This window comes from Blautia sp. SC05B48 (assembly GCF_005848555.1).
Lineage (GTDB): Bacteria > Bacillota > Clostridia > Lachnospirales > Lachnospiraceae > Blautia_A.
The window spans coordinates 276825-291780 of sequence record NZ_CP040518.1 but is presented as its reverse complement, the minus strand read 5'-3'; the positions used below and the strand labels follow the sequence as shown (position 1 = coordinate 291780).

The window sequence follows — 14956 nt, the reverse complement described above, 5'->3', positions numbered from 1 at the left end:
AAGTACAGATACTTCATGGCCGGCTGGCTCACCGGCTCAGTTTTTCGATTTTATAACCCAGGCCCCAGACAACTTTCAGATAGCGGGGATCCCTGGGATTGATCTCAATCTTTTCGCGAATGTGACGGACGTGGACGGCTACAGTGTTATCCGCGGCCAGAGCATCTTCATTCCAGATGCTCTCGTAGATCTGCGTGGTGGAAAAAACACGTCCGGGATTTTTCATGAGAAGAAGCAGGATATTATATTCGATGGGCGTCATCCGTACCGCTTCTCCATCTACCAGCACCTCTTTTTTGTCATCGTTTACCGTAAGACCTCCGGTTGTGTAGATGTGTTCCGATGATGCCGGTGCAGCGGAGCCAAGCTGTGTGTACCGGCGCAGCTGGGATTTTACCCTGGCGATCAGCTCCAGAGGATTGAAGGGTTTGGTGATATAGTCATCTGCACCGATGTTGAGGCCCAGGATTTTGTCCGTGTCTTCAGATTTTGCGGACAGGATGATGATGGGCAGAGGATTGCTTTCCCGGATCCTGACTGTTGCCCGGATTCCGTCGAGACGGGGCATCATCACATCGATGATCAGCAGATCTACAGTTTCGCTGTTCAGGATATCCAGCGCTTCCTGTCCGTCATAGGCTTTCAGAATGCAATAGCCTTCCTGTGTAAGATAGATTTCGATAGCTTCCACGATGTCTTTGTCGTCATCGCAAACAAGTATGTTAGCCACTTTTTTGTACCTCCCTGATGTTGTTAGAATAGCAGTCGGAAATTAAGACGAAAGGGGTAAATTCTTAAGATTTCATGAAATCCATTGTACTATATTAAGGATATAGTGTAAACAGAGAAAGACTTGTTGGCAGCAGACGTGATGTGCTAAACTAGTAGAGAAAATAACGATAATAGAAGAAAGATCAGGAGAAAAGTGAAAGTGGAGAATGAAAATAAAATCAGCAGTATGGCAGGGAGCGCACACTGTACGGAAGAAATTATGTCAGCTTGTGCTCTTTGTCCAAGAGAATGCCTGGCAGACCGGGGTGCAGGGAAAAAAGGCTTCTGTGGCATGGATGAGAGAATTTATCTGGCAAGGGCTGCACTTCACATGTGGGAGGAACCCTGTATCTCCGGAACAAAAGGTTCCGGGGCAGTGTTCTTTTCCGGGTGCGGACTGCGCTGCTGTTTCTGCCAGAATCATGATATTGCCATCGGGAGCAGGGGACGGGCTGTAAGTGTGGAACGGCTTGGAGAGATTTTTCTGGAACTGAAGGAAAAAGGAGCTGCAAACATCAATCTGGTAACAGGTGCACACTATGTACCACAGATCATAGAGGCACTGGATATGGCCCGAAGGAATGGTCTGGATATTCCGGTGGTGTATAATTCCAGTGGGTATGAAAAAACAGAAACCCTGAAGCTTCTGGAAGGATATGTGGACATTTATCTTCCGGATCTGAAATATCTGGATCCGGAGCTTGCACAGAAATTTTCTTATGCGCCGGATTATGTGCAGGCTGCAAAGGCTGCAATCGGAGAGATGGTGCGTCAGACCGGGAAATGTGAGTTTGGAGAGGATGGATACATCCGGAAGGGAACCATTGTCCGGCATCTGATCCTGCCGGGACATACAGGAAATTCCATAAAAGCTCTGAGGTATCTTCATGAAACCTATGGGGAGGATATTTATATCAGTATTATGAATCAGTATACGCCGGTGAGAAAATTTGTGGAATTTAAGGAATTAAACCGGAAAGTTACAAAAAGAGAGTATGAAAAAGTTCTGGATGCTGCTGTGGATATGGGGATTCAGAATGGATTTATCCAGGAAGGAGAAACTGCTTCAGAAAGCTTTATTCCTGATTTCGATTATGAGGGAGTGGAAAAAAATACTCCGTAAATGGAAGGAGGCCGGTACTTTCGTACCGGCGCGTATGAAAAAGAAAAATATTATAGAAAGTTCATCACCTTCTATGACCTATAATATACAGCAAAAATGTGAAGAAAGTGTGTCTAACATTTGAAATAAATGTGAAAAGAACAATTTATGCCACGAATATAGCAAAATATGACGAATATATACATGAATAAATGAGAGACGGAATGTTAACCGAACCAGGGAAAGCCTCTGCTTCAATTGCGAAAAGCAATAAGCAGCAGGCAGGAGCGTGCCTGTATCAGGAGAAAAAAATCGGAGAAGCTGATGATAACATATCAGTTCTCCGATTTTTATTTTATCAGAATTTCTTCCAGGTTTCACGAAGAAAAAGGATCAGGATCGGAAATAGCTCCAGTCGGCCGGCCAGCATATCAAAAGAAAGGACCAGCTTGGACAGCGGAGAAAAGATCCCGAAGTTTCCGGTAGGACCGATCAGGGAAAGACCGGGACCTACATTGTTTAAAGTGGTGACTACGGCTGTGAAATTTGTTACAAGATCAAATTCATCAAAACTGATGATGAAGATAGATGCAGCCACAATCATCAGATAAACGATCATATAAATATTGGTGGCACGCATAACTTCGTGAGACACCGCTTTTCCGTCCATTTTGATCTTTTTTACTGCGTTGGGGTGCAGATAAAGATGCAGTTCCTTGCGAACAGATTTTGCAAGAAGCAGAAGACGGGAAATCTTGATTCCGCCGCCTGTACTGCCGGCACAGGCACCACAGAAGGTAAGCAGTACCAGAATCGTTCTGGATACTGCAGGCCACTGGTTATAATCCGTAGTGGCATAACCGGTGGTAGTGATAATAGAACCAACCTGGAAAAATGCCTGCTGAAGTGCTTCCCACACATTGTCAAACAGATGTCGGACGTTGAGTGTGATCATCAGGGCAGAAGCGATGATCACAAAGAAGTAGCAACGGACCTCTTCAGATTTCAATGCCTGAGAAAACTTCCTGGTGAGAAGAAGAAAATAGACATTGAAGTTAACGCCAAACAGGATCATAAAGATGGTGATGACGATCTGAACATATAAGCTGTAGCTTCCCATACTGTCGGATTTGATTCCGAACCCACCGGTTCCGGCAGTTCCAAATGCTGCACAGAGACTGTCGTAAAGAGGTATCCCTCCAAGAAGCAGAAGGATGATCAGTGCAACAGTGAGCGCAATGTAGATCTTGTATAGGATCTTGGCAGTTGACTGGACTTTTGGAAGAAGCTTTCCTACGGAAGGACCGGGGCTTTCTGCCTTCATAAGGTTCATATGATAGCCACCTGAAAGGGGCAGTAGTGTCAGGATAAATACCAGAACCCCCATACCACCGATCCAGTGGGAAAAGCATCTCCAGATGTTGATGCAGTAAGGCATCTGTGTTGGATCAGAAAGGATACTGGAACCGGTTGTGGTAAAACCGGAAACGATCTCAAAAAAAGCATCGATCGGATCGGGGATAGCTCCGCTGAGTACAAAAGGCACAGCGCCGACAATACTGAGAACGATCCAGCTTAAGGCAGTGGTAACAAGACCTTCACGGGCGTAGAATGCTTTTTTGGAGGGCTTGCGGCTGACCAGAGGAACACCGATAGCCAGACATGCCAGGATCGTGATCAGGAAGGCAATACCGGATTTTTCGCGGTAGATAAGGGCAGTGATGCCGGGAACCAGCATACAGACAGCCTCCACATTCATGATCCATCCCAGGATATAAATAATAATCGAATAATTCATTTGTCAGTACCTCTATTTTTCCAGTATATCTGTGATGTCGCGAAGCCCCTTGTGAGTGGTTACGATGATCACGGTATCTCCCACCTGGATCATATCCTGACCACGGGGAATGCGGATGCGGCCGTTGCGGTTCAGGCATCCCACCAGAAGATTTTTGCGGAGATTCAACTCTGCAAGAGGGATATAAGTTACGGCAGATTCCTCACGGATCGCAAATTCCAGTGCTTCTGCATTGCCATCCAGAATATGATAAAGAGTTTCTACATTGCTGCCGATGCTGTTCTGAGTGGCGCGGACATACTGCAGGATATAATCAGCAGTGATATTTTTCGGGTAGATGACACTTCCGATATCCAGGGAGTCGATGACATCATCAAATTCCAGACGGTTGACCTTGGCAACCAGCTTGGCATCGGAGATGCTTTTGGCAAAGAGGGCAAGAAATACATTCTCTTCATCCAGATTTGTCAGAGTGACAAAAGATTCGGACTCGGAAAGTCCTTCTTCGAGAAGAAGAGAACGGTTTGTTCCATCACCATTGATGATAGTCGCATCCGGAAGCAGTTCGCTTAAGTGCTCGCAGCGATTTTTGTTCTGCTCGATGATCTTGACATCGATCTTCATATCGAGAAGTGCATGGGCAAGATAGTATGAAATGGTTCCGCCACCTACGATGATACAGTTTTTGACCTGATTGGTCTTGAGACCGATCTTACGGAAAAATGCCGCTGCATTAAGCGGAGAGGCCAGAATGGAAACCATATCTCCGTCGTGTATAATGTGATCACCACCAGGAATGGATACATTGTCACGGCTCTCGATCGCGCAGACCAGAATATCACTTCGGAAAGCATCTGAGATCTGGGAAACGCTCATTCCGTCCAGCTTGAATTCCGGGAGAACTTTAAACTTGAGAAGTTCTACACGACCACGTGCAAAGGTGTCAATCTTGATCGCAGATGGAAAACGGAGAAGCCGTGAAATTTCCTGGGCAGCAGCAAACTCCGGGTTAATGATCATGGTAACACCAAGACGTTCTTTGATGAATCCGATTTCTTTTTCATAAATGGGATTACGGACGCGGGCGATAGTCTGGCAGTGGTTGGCCTTCTGCGCGATCAGACAGCAGAGAAGGTTCAGCTCGTCAGAAGCGGTAACTGCGATCAGGATATCTGCAGTATCAACACCTGCCTCCATTAAAGTATTGATGCTGGCACCATTACCGACGATTCCCATAGCGTCGATATTTTCGCAGAGATCATTGATCTTGTCGGCAATAACGTCGACAAGAGTGATATCAATATCCTCTGCCTGAAGCTGCTCTGCAAGATTTCTACCGACTTTTCCGCAGCCTACAATAATTACCTGCATAATTTCCTCCTTCAATAGCCGGTCAGGCTACAAATCATAAGTAAAAGCGCCCATCCGTGTAAAGATAGGCAAGGATATTATAGCACTGTATATCTGATTTTTAAACAGTAATATTTTCCTGTATATATAGAAAAAAATGGCAGAAAGACAGATATATGTGAAGGAAAGTGAACATTCCCGTTTTCACAAGTTTAAAAAACGGTCATAAAATATAGCGTGATCATGAATGAAAGGATTTCGATTATGGACCGATTTCAGATGAATCGTTCGGGCTGCCGGCCATATCAGTATACCTGTGGGATGAATAGCGGGATGGCAGGCCGGACGGATCAATCATTTTCTGATATGGCAAAACAGGTTCCTGCAATGGCGTATGTGCCATATCAGGAATTTGCGCCTACCTTTGAACTGAAAAAAGCTCTTCAGGTCGGAACTATCTTCCCTGAGCTTTGCAAGCCGTTCTGCGGCAGGAGAGGAGGGTGCCGATGATGTCCGGAAATTGTACTTCAAAAAAAGAACTGCTGCAGTTTATTGACCAGGTAAGCTTTGCCATTGACGATCTTCTCCTTTTTCTGGATACGCATCCAAAAGAAAAAAGGGCTCTTGAATATTACAGTGAGCTTTCAGCCAGAAGAAATGAGCTCCTGGAAAAATATGCAAAGTTTTATGGACCGCTGACCATTGATACCGGAAACGACAGCAATCTTAAGTCATGGCAGTGGATGGAACAGCCGTTTCCATGGGAACAGGAAGGAGGGTGCAGATAAGGTATGTGGAATTATGAAAAAAGACTCCAGTATCCTGTAAATATCAAGACGCCCAATGCAAAGCTGGCACAGTTTATATCCAGCCAGTATGGCGGACCGGACGGAGAAATAGGAGCTTCCATGCGGTATCTTTCCCAGCGTTTTACCGCACCGAACCGGATGGTCGCGGCTGTGCTCAATGATGTGGGAACAGAAGAACTGGCACATTTGGAAATCGTGTCCACCATTGTCCATCAGCTGACAAAGGATCTCTCGATGGAAGAAATTGAGAACAGCGGACTTGGGCCGTATTATATTGACCACACGGTGGGAATCTGGCCGCAGGCTGCAGGTGGAGTTCCGTTTAATGCATGCGAATTCCAGAGTAAGGGTGATCCGATCACGGATCTGTTTGAAGATCTGGCAGCAGAACAGAAGGCACGCTCCACCTACGATAATATCCTCCGGGTGGTGAAAAACATCCCGGAAGTTGCAGATCCCATACGTTTCCTTCGGGCAAGAGAGGTGGTTCATTTCCAGCGCTTCGGTGAAGCATTGCGTTCTGTGCAGGAGCAGCTGGATGCTAAAAATTTCTATGCCTTTAATCCGAGCTTTGATGCTCCGTGCAAAGCCTCCTGTGAAGAATGATGGATCAGAGAAAAACATCTGTCTGACAGGAATCATATCTGAAATAAAAAGAGCTGCACAGCCGACAGTGATCCTGCGGCTGTGCAGCTTTGAATTTGTTTTTTGGGAAAAAATATTTGTAACCTGCATTTATTGTTATGCGTCTTTTTTATCGTTTTTATGCAGATTCTTCTGTGCTGTGGAAAGCATAAGCTTGATCCTGTTCAGCTGATTTACTTCGCTGGCACCTGGATCGTAGTCGATGGCAACAATGTTGGCTTCCGGATGCTCACGGCGAACTTCCTTGATGACACCTTTTCCTACGATGTGGTTCGGCAGGCATCCAAAAGGCTGGATGCAGACGATGTTCGGGACACCGCCGTGGATGAGTTCCATCATCTCTCCGGTCAGGAACCATCCCTCACCGGTCTGATTTCCGGCAGAAACGATGGGCGCAGCCATTTTTGCAAGATCACGGATATCTGCGGCCGGTGTAAAGTGGCGGCTCTGCTCCAGGGCCTCATTTGCTGTTTTTCTCAGCCAGTCGATGGCTCTGAGACCAAGATTTGCGATGGTTGCCTTGGATTTCTTGAATCCAAGCTTTTCAACCTTGAAATTCTGGTTGTAGAAGCAGTAGCAGATAAAGTCGATAAGATCCGGAACAACCGGTTCAGCACCTTCTGCCTCCAGAAGATCTGCCAGGTGGTTGTTGGCAGCAGGCAGGAACTTGACCAGGATCTCACCTACGATACCAACGCGAGGCTTTTTCTCATCGGAAATCGGGATCGTATCAAAATCATGGACCATCTCACGGCACATTTTTTTGAAGGTACCATGGCTGACGCTGCTGCCTGTTACGAAGGCAATGACGCGCTGCTCCCAGATCTTGTGCTTGCGGTTTACGATACCCTTTTCCAGTTCGTAAGGGCGCATGCGATATACGCATTTCATCAGGATATCACCAAATACGGCACCGTAAACGATACGCTTGATCAGCGGCAGTGTCAGCTTAAAGCCAGGGTTGCTCTCCAGTCCGCTTAAGTTGAGGGAGATAACCGGGATCTGCTCCATGCCGGCTTTTTTCAAGGCACGGCGGATGAATGCGATATAGTTGGAGGCACGGCAGCCGCCGCCTGTCTGAGACATGATGACTGCAGTTTTGTTCAGGTCATATTTGCCGGAAAGAAGAGCATCCATGATCTGTCCCACAACCATCAGGGACGGATAGCAGGCATCGTTGTTTACATATTTAAGGCCCACATCAACAGCATGCTTGTTGTCGTTGGGGAGGACTTCCAGGTTATAGCCGGATGCCTTAAAAGCAGCCTCAAAGATTCCGAAATGGAATGGAGACATCTGCGGGCAGAGAATGGTGTACTCCTTACGCATCTGCTTGGTAAAGGATATCTTCTCAATGGAAGCCGGCTTGATGTTCCTTTTTTTATTCTGTGCCTGTTTTGCACGGATAGCAGCGATCAGGGAACGGATACGGATCCTTGCCGCACCCAGGTTGTTGACCTCATCGATCTTCAGGCAGGTGTAGATCTTGTCACTTCCATCCAGGATCTCATAAACCTCATCGGTGGTAACGGCATCAAGTCCGCATCCGAAGGAATTCAGCTGGATCAGATCCAGATCCTCTCTTGTTTTTACAAAATTTGCGGCAGAGTAGAGACGGGAGTGATACATCCACTGGTCGTTGACACGGATGGGACGCTCCAGATGTCCAAGGTGTGCAACGGAGTCTTCGGTAAATACGGCGATTCCGTAGCTGTTGATCATATCCGGGATACCGTGGTGGATTTCCGGGTCAATATGGTATGGACGGCCTGCAAGAACGATTCCGCGGCGGCCGGTTTCTTTCAGGTACTGCAGGGTTTCCTCACCCTTTTTCTGGATATCCGTATGTACGGCTGCAAGTTCTTCCCAGGCCTTATGGGCAGCAGCTTTGACCTCGGCAGCAGGAATATCCTGAAATTCTTCCACAAGGCGGTTTGTCAGGATATCCTCGGAAGTAAATGCCAGGAACGGGTTGCGGAAGGTGATGGATGGATCACTGAGCTCGTCCACATTGTTTTTGATATTTTCCGCATAGGAAGTAACGATCGGGCAGTTATAATGGTTGACCGCATCCGGGAACTCGTTGCGTTCGTAAGGGATGCAGGGGTAGAAGATAAACTTCACACCGTTACGGATCAGCCATGTGACATGTCCGTGCGCAAGCTTGGCCGGGTAGCATTCGGATTCACTTGGGATGGACTCAATACCCAGCTCGTAGATCTTACGTGTGGAAGTAGGAGAAAGCACCACCTGGTATTTCAGCTCTGTGAAGAAGGTATACCAGAACGGGTAATTCTCAAACATATTCAGAACACGTGGGATACCAACCTGTCCACGGGTAGCCTTATCTGCGGAAAGAGGTTCATAGGAAAAAATCCTTTTATATTTGTAATCGAAAAGGTTCGGGATATGATCCTTGTTCTTTTCCTTTCCAAGTCCGCGCTCACAGCGGTTTCCGCTGATGTATTTACGGCCGCCGGAGAATTTGTTGATGGTCAGACGACAGTTGTTGGTACATCCGCGGCAGTTTGCCATGGAGGTGGTGTACTGGAGGCTGTTGATCTGATCGATGGAAAGCATGGAGGTTTTTTCACCCTCCTGATAGCGCTCCCTTGCGATCAGAGCAGCACCGAAGGCACCCATGATCCCGGCGATATCCGGACGGATGGCCTGGCAGTTGGCAATCTTCTCAAAGCTGCGGAGAACTGCGTCATTATAGAAGGTACCACCCTGTACAACGATATGCTTGCCAAGCTCGGAAGCATCGGAAACCTTGATAACCTTATAGAGGGCGTTTTTGATAACGGAGTAGGCAAGACCAGCGGAGATATCGGAAACCTCAGCGCCTTCCTTCTGGGCCTGCTTAACTTTGGAATTCATAAATACAGTACAGCGTGTTCCAAGATCAATGGGATGTTTTGCAAAAAGAGCTGCTTTTGCAAAGTCCTGTACTGTGTAGTTCAGAGATTTTGCAAAGGTTTCGATAAAGGAACCGCAGCCTGAGGAACATGCTTCGTTGAGCTGTACACTGTCAACAGTCTGGTTACGGATCTTGATACATTTCATATCCTGACCGCCGATATCCAGGATGCAGTCTACTTCAGGATCAAAGAAAGCAGCTGCGTAATAATGGGAAACGGTTTCGACTTCACCTTCGTCAAGAAGAAGTGCCGCTTTGATCAGGGCTTCGCCGTAACCGGTGGAGCAGGAAAAAGCAATTTCTGCATCTTCCGGAAGAAGGCTGTAAATCTCCTTGATGGAGTTGATGGTGGTTTTCAGCGGGTTTCCGTTGTTACTGCTGTAGAAGGAATAAAGAAGAGTTCCGTCTTCGCTTACCAGCGCGGTTTTTGTTGTGGTAGAGCCGGCGTCGATCCCCAGGAAGCATTTTCCCTTATAGGTGGAAAGATCTCCGGTTTTTACCCTGTAGGCACTCTGACGGTCATGGAAAGCCTGGTAGTCGTCCTCTGTGGCAAAAAGCGGCTCCATACGTTCTACCTCAAAATCCAGCTTGATGGTGGTCCGCATGCGTTCCTTCAGTTCAGTCAGGGAAACGGTAACATCCTGCTTTGCATTCAGGGCGGAGCCGATGGCTGCGAACAGATGAGAGTTGTCCGGTGCGATAATATGTTCATCATCCAGCTTCAGGGTTCGGATAAAAGCAGTCTTCAGCTCAGAAAGGAAGTGAAGAGGCCCGCCAAGGAAGGCAACGTGTCCGCGGATCGGTTTACCGCAGGCAAGACCGGAAATGGTCTGGTTGACAACTGCCTGGAAAATGGAGGCAGAAAGGTCTTCCTTAGTTGCTCCGTCGTTGATCAGTGGCTGGATATCTGTTTTTGCGAAAACACCGCAGCGTGCCGCAATGGGATAAAGTGCCTTGTAATGTTTGGCGTATTCATTAAGACCTGGTGCATCGGTCTGGAGCAGAGATGCCATCTGGTCAATGAAGGAACCGGTACCGCCGGCACAGATGCCATTCATACGCTGCTCTACATTTCCGTTTTCGAAATAGATGATCTTGGCATCCTCGCCTCCAAGCTCGATAGCAACATCCGTCTTTGGTGCCAGCTTCTGCAGGGAAGTGGATACGGCGATAACCTCCTGTACAAAAGGTACTTCCAGATGATTGGCAAGTGTCAGTCCGCCGGAACCTGTAATGACCGGACAGAGTGTCAGTTCACCAAGCTGATCCTCAGCTTTCTGAAGAAGATCTGCAAGGGTTTCCTGGATATTTGCAAAATGTCTCTCATAGTCGGAGAAGACAAGCGTATCGTTTTCGTCTAAGATCGCAATCTTAACAGTGGTGGAACCAATGTCAATTCCAAGTGTGTGTTTCTTCATAAAAAATTGATTTCCTCCTCGTTGTATCTATACAGGGGTTTCCCGACTCTGACATTTCTGTCAGATGGGAGTTGTTTCTTCTTATTATAAAGGATTTTTAAGCGAATATTCTATATTATACGATATCGTTTAAAAAATGGCAATGTAAAAGTTTAACAATCAGTAGCCGTAAAGAAAAAAATGTGTTATGATATTGACTAAAAGTTTTGAAAGATATTTGCATCGGCAGCTGGTTATGGCTGTACTTGTAACACAGATGCCGGACAGGGACAACTTTAAAATGTTTTTAGAAGGGAAATGAAATGGCAGAATATAAACTGATCACAACAGAAGGAAGAGCGAAAAGGGGCGAGTTTAAGACGGTCCACGGAACGATCCAGACTCCTGTTTTTATGAATGTAGGAACGATTGCAGCAATTAAAGGCGCAGTTTCCACTGTGGATCTTCATGAGATCGGTACACAGGTAGAGCTGTCCAATACCTATCATCTTCATGTGCGCCCTGGTGACAAGGTGGTAAAGCAGCTGGGAGGTCTTCATGAATTTATGAACTGGGATAGACCGATCCTTACCGATTCCGGCGGATTCCAGGTGTTTTCGCTGGCGAAGCTTCGTAAGATCAAGGAAGAGGGCGTGTACTTTAACTCTCATATCGATGGTCATAAGATTTTTATGGGACCGGAGCAGAGCATGCAGATCCAGTCAAATCTGGCCTCTACCATTGCAATGGCCTTTGATGAGTGCCCAAGCAGTGTGGCAGACAGGGATTATGTACAGAAATCGGTAGCGCGTACAACACGCTGGCTTAAAAGATGCAAGGATGAGATGGCTCGTCTGAACAGTCTGCCGGATACCATTAACAAGAACCAGCTTCTTTTTGGCATTAACCAGGGGGCTGTTTATGAAGATATCCGTATTGAGCATGCCCAGGCTATCGCGGAGATGGATCTGGACGGCTATGCAGTGGGCGGCCTTGCAGTTGGTGAAAGTCATGAGGAGATGTACCGGATCCTGGATGAGGTGGTTCCGCATTTGCCACAGAACAAGCCGACGTATCTTATGGGGGTTGGTACCCCGTCCAATATCCTGGAGGGGGTTGAGCGTGGTATTGACTTTTTTGACTGTGTATATCCCAGCCGTAACGGCCGTCATGGTCACGTGTATACCAATCATGGCAAGATGAATCTTTTTAATGCAAAGTATGAGCTGGATTCCAAACCGATCGATGAGGAGTGCCAGTGCCCGACCTGCCGTCATTACAGCAGAGCGTATATCCGTCATCTTCTGAAGGCGAAGGAGATGCTTGGTATGAGGCTTTGTGTTCTGCATAATCTGTATTTCTATAATCATATGATGGAAGAAATCCGGGATGCGCTGGATGCAGGGAATTTTGCGGCTTATAAGAAGATGCGTCTGGAAGGCTTTGAGGAAGGCAGGATCAACGGGAACCGGTAAATTTTATTTATAAAATTTGTGTAAATTGCTTTGATTTTATAAGAAAACCCTTGAAGGTTTTTGGGTTTTTGTGTATGATAGTACGAAGTGACACTTTTAGAGGTCAGTAACGGCGGGGGTACCGCAGATTATTTGTTTTTAGCAGGAGGAATTTGAAATGATCGCATCATCTACAGCGGCAGCTGGCGGACTTAGCGCGGGTCTTGGTATTGTCTGGATCGTAGTTCTGTTTGGAATTATGTATTTTATGATGATCCGTCCGCAGAAGAAGGAGCAGAAGAGAACTCAGACTATGTTGAACAGCATGGAGGTTGGTGACAGTGTTGTTACTACCAGTGGTTTTTATGGTGTTGTTATTGATATGACTGAGGAAGATGTTATTGTTGAGTTTGGTAATAATAAGAATTGCCGTATTCCTATGAGGAAGCAGGCGATTGCTGAGGTTGAGAAGGCTGATCAGGCTTCTGCCTGATGCTTTTTTCGCAATAACGGGAATATGTGAAAGGCACTGCGTTTTTTGTGACGCGGTGTCTTTTTTTGTATGTGTATGGACGGATGAAGGTACGCCGGGGAAGGGGATGCTGGATGGTCTGCGGCTTCGTCGGGGGCTGGCTTCTAGGACGCCGAAAATCTGCTAAAAACGTTTTTAAAAAGTCCGAACTCGCGGCCTGCTGCCGCTCAGACAGCGGACTTTTGAAAAACAACGCAGATTCCCGCCGTCCAAGAATCAGCTCCCCTCCTGCAGAAGCAGAGCCATCCAGCATCCCCTTCCCCGGCTGGTGCTTCCGGTGAGAAATAGTGTCGTTTGACGGTTGGTTGTGGGTCGTCAGCGCTGCGCTGGACGACTGCAGTGGATGAGTTTGGGTTTGGGTGATGGGACGGCTGAGGCGCTGCGCTGTCAGCCTGGGATTGTGGATGTGCCTGGGATTGTTGATGTGCCTGGGATTGTGGATGTGCCTGAGATTGTGGATGTGCCTGGGATTGTGGATGTGCCTGGGATTGTGGATGTGCCTGGGATTGCGGATGTGCCTGGGATTGTGGATGTGCCTGGGATTGCGGATGTGCCTGGGATTGCGGATGTGCCTGGGATTGCGGATGTGCCTAGAATTGCGGATGCGATGGGAATATGACAATTGTAATATTGTATAGAAATAAGTGGATTTTTGGTAAAATTCGTGTAATAATGATGTTACTATCAGAAATGAGAGTGACGATAGCTTTGGAATATCGTAAAATCGTAAATAAGAATGAATTTTCAGAAAGGGGTTGGAGTTATGGGTCTTATCAGAGCAGCTGTGGGTGCAGCGGGTGGTACGTTGGCGGATCAGTGGAAGGAGTTTTTTTACTGTGAGGCTATGGATAAAGAAGTGATGGTTGTGAAGGGGACGAAGAGGTCTTCTTCCAGGTCTTCCAATAAGCATGGGAGTGATAATATTATTTCCAGCGGCAGCGGGATCGCTGTGGCGGATGGACAGTGTATGATGATCGTGGAGCAGGGGAAGGTTGTTGAGGTTTGCGCGGATCCGGGAGAGTATACGTATGATGCTTCTACGGAGCCGAGTATTTTTTCAGGCAGTCTGGGTGACGGAATCAGGAAGACCTTTGATACGATCGGGAAGAGGTTTGCTTTTGGCGGTGATACGGGTAAGGATCAGAGGGTGTATTATTTTAATACCAAAGAGCTTGTGGATAACAAGTTTGGTACTGCTAATCCGATCCCGTTCCGGGTTGTGGATTCCAGGATCGGGCTGGATGTGGATGTGGCTGTGAGATGTCATGGTGTTTATTCCTACAGGATCGCAGATCCCCTTCTTTTTTATACGAATGTGTGTGGGAATGTGGAGCGGGAGTATACCAGGGAGGAGCTGGACGGACAGCTGAAGGCGGAGTTTATCAGTGCGCTGCAGCCTGCTTTCGGAAGGCTTTCGGAGCTGGAGATGCGTCCGAATCAGATCGTGACTCATAATACGGAGCTGGAGAATGCCATGAATGAGGTGCTTTCTGCCAAGTGGGAGGAGCTTCGTGGGCTTAAGGTGGTCAGTGTGGCACTTGGTTCTGTGACATTGCCGGATGAGGATGCCGAGATGATCAAGCAGGCTCAGCGTACGGCTATGATGCGTGATCCTGCTATGGCTGCGGCTACTCTGACCGGGGCCCAGGCGGATGCTATGAAGGCTGCGGCTTCTAATTCAGCAGGGGCTATGACTGGTTTTATGGGCATGGGTATGGCTGCTAATGCAGGTGGCCTGAATGCTCAGCAGTTGTTTGAGATGGGTCAGAAACAGCAGGCGCAGCAGCAGAGTGTACAGCAGCAGGCAGCGCAGCCGGTTTCGCCGGCAGGGAACGGAGCAGGGGCTACGGCTGGTTCCTGGACCTGCAGTTGTGGTGCGGTTTCTTCGGGAAAATTCTGTCCGGAGTGTGGTGCATCGCGTCCGGTGGAGGACAGCTGGACCTGTTCCTGCGGTACGGTGAATAAAGGCAAGTTCTGTATGAACTGCGGAGCGAAGAAACCGGAGAAGAAGATGCAGTATCGCTGCAGCAGGTGCGGATGGGAACCGGCAGATCCGGAGAATCCACCGAAATTCTGCCCGGAGTGCGGCGATCCGTTCGGACCGGAGGATGCAGTATAGATCAGAAAGAGAGATGGTCAGGAGCAAAATGCAGGGTAACTCCTGCCGGTTGTTGGATA

12 protein-coding genes are annotated in these 14956 nt (G+C 47.6%); 8 read left to right on the top strand and 4 right to left on the bottom strand.

Annotated features, from left to right (window positions below; genetic code table 11):
• Positions 1–28: 28 nt before the first annotated feature.
• On the bottom strand, positions 29–730 hold the full coding sequence (locus tag EYS05_RS01215) for a response regulator transcription factor (RefSeq protein ID WP_110103207.1): 702 nt from the start codon (positions 728–730) through the stop codon (positions 29–31).
• Positions 731–958: 228 nt separating this feature from the next.
• Between EYS05_RS01215 and EYS05_RS01210 the strand changes: the two genes are divergently transcribed.
• Positions 959–1894 (top strand): radical SAM protein, encoded by a 936-nt coding sequence (locus tag EYS05_RS01210; RefSeq protein ID WP_227573884.1) that lies wholly within the window; start codon positions 959–961, stop codon positions 1892–1894.
• A gap of 337 nt (positions 1895–2231) precedes the next feature.
• Here the strand turns inward: EYS05_RS01210 and EYS05_RS01205 are convergent, their stop codons facing one another.
• Positions 2232–3671, bottom strand: a complete 1440-nt coding sequence (locus EYS05_RS01205; protein ID WP_110103206.1) for a TrkH family potassium uptake protein — start codon at positions 3669–3671, stop codon at positions 2232–2234.
• A gap of 12 nt (positions 3672–3683) precedes the next feature.
• Positions 3684–5042 (bottom strand): Trk system potassium transporter TrkA, encoded by a 1359-nt coding sequence (gene trkA, locus EYS05_RS01200; RefSeq protein ID WP_110103205.1) that lies wholly within the window; start codon positions 5040–5042, stop codon positions 3684–3686.
• Positions 5043–5285: 243 nt separating this feature from the next.
• Here trkA and EYS05_RS01195 point away from each other — a divergent pair, with 243 nt between their 5' ends.
• Genes EYS05_RS01195 through EYS05_RS01185 form a run of 3 tightly spaced genes read left to right on the top strand, consistent with a single transcriptional unit; the run spans position 5286 to position 6436 of the window.
• Positions 5286–5531 (top strand): spore coat associated protein CotJA, encoded by a 246-nt coding sequence (locus EYS05_RS01195; protein ID WP_110103204.1) that lies wholly within the window; start codon positions 5286–5288, stop codon positions 5529–5531.
• Complete coding sequence (locus EYS05_RS01190; RefSeq protein WP_110103245.1) at positions 5531–5809, top strand: spore coat protein CotJB; 279 nt, start codon at positions 5531–5533, stop codon at positions 5807–5809. Before EYS05_RS01195 ends, EYS05_RS01190 begins: the two co-directional genes overlap by 1 nt.
• A 3-nt stretch (positions 5810–5812) precedes the next feature.
• A complete protein-coding gene (locus EYS05_RS01185) occupies positions 5813–6436 on the top strand; it encodes a manganese catalase family protein (protein WP_015527157.1) in 624 nt (207 codons plus the stop codon).
• A 135-nt stretch (positions 6437–6571) separates the two neighbouring features.
• Here EYS05_RS01185 and EYS05_RS01180 read toward each other — a convergent pair whose 3' ends face one another.
• On the bottom strand, positions 6572–10813 hold the full coding sequence (locus tag EYS05_RS01180) for a 2-hydroxyacyl-CoA dehydratase (RefSeq protein ID WP_138276408.1): 4242 nt from the start codon (positions 10811–10813) through the stop codon (positions 6572–6574).
• A gap of 302 nt (positions 10814–11115) precedes the next feature.
• On the opposite strand from EYS05_RS01180, the gene tgt reads away from it, so the two are divergent.
• From tgt to EYS05_RS01160, 4 genes are all read left to right on the top strand, one after another.
• Complete coding sequence (gene tgt, locus EYS05_RS01175; protein ID WP_138276407.1) at positions 11116–12267, top strand: tRNA guanosine(34) transglycosylase Tgt; 1152 nt, start codon at positions 11116–11118, stop codon at positions 12265–12267.
• A 157-nt stretch (positions 12268–12424) separates the two neighbouring features.
• The gene (gene yajC, locus EYS05_RS01170; RefSeq protein WP_015527154.1) at positions 12425–12739 is read left to right on the top strand and encodes a preprotein translocase subunit YajC; all 315 of its coding nucleotides are present in this window, start codon (positions 12425–12427) and stop codon (positions 12737–12739) included.
• Between the two features lie 382 nt (positions 12740–13121).
• A complete protein-coding gene (locus EYS05_RS17325; RefSeq protein ID WP_158293291.1) occupies positions 13122–13397 on the top strand; it encodes a hypothetical protein in 276 nt (91 codons plus the stop codon).
• A 144-nt stretch (positions 13398–13541) separates the two neighbouring features.
• On the top strand, positions 13542–14897 hold the full coding sequence (locus tag EYS05_RS01160) for an SPFH domain-containing protein (protein ID WP_138276406.1): 1356 nt from the start codon (positions 13542–13544) through the stop codon (positions 14895–14897).
• Positions 14898–14956: the final 59 nt, after the last annotated feature.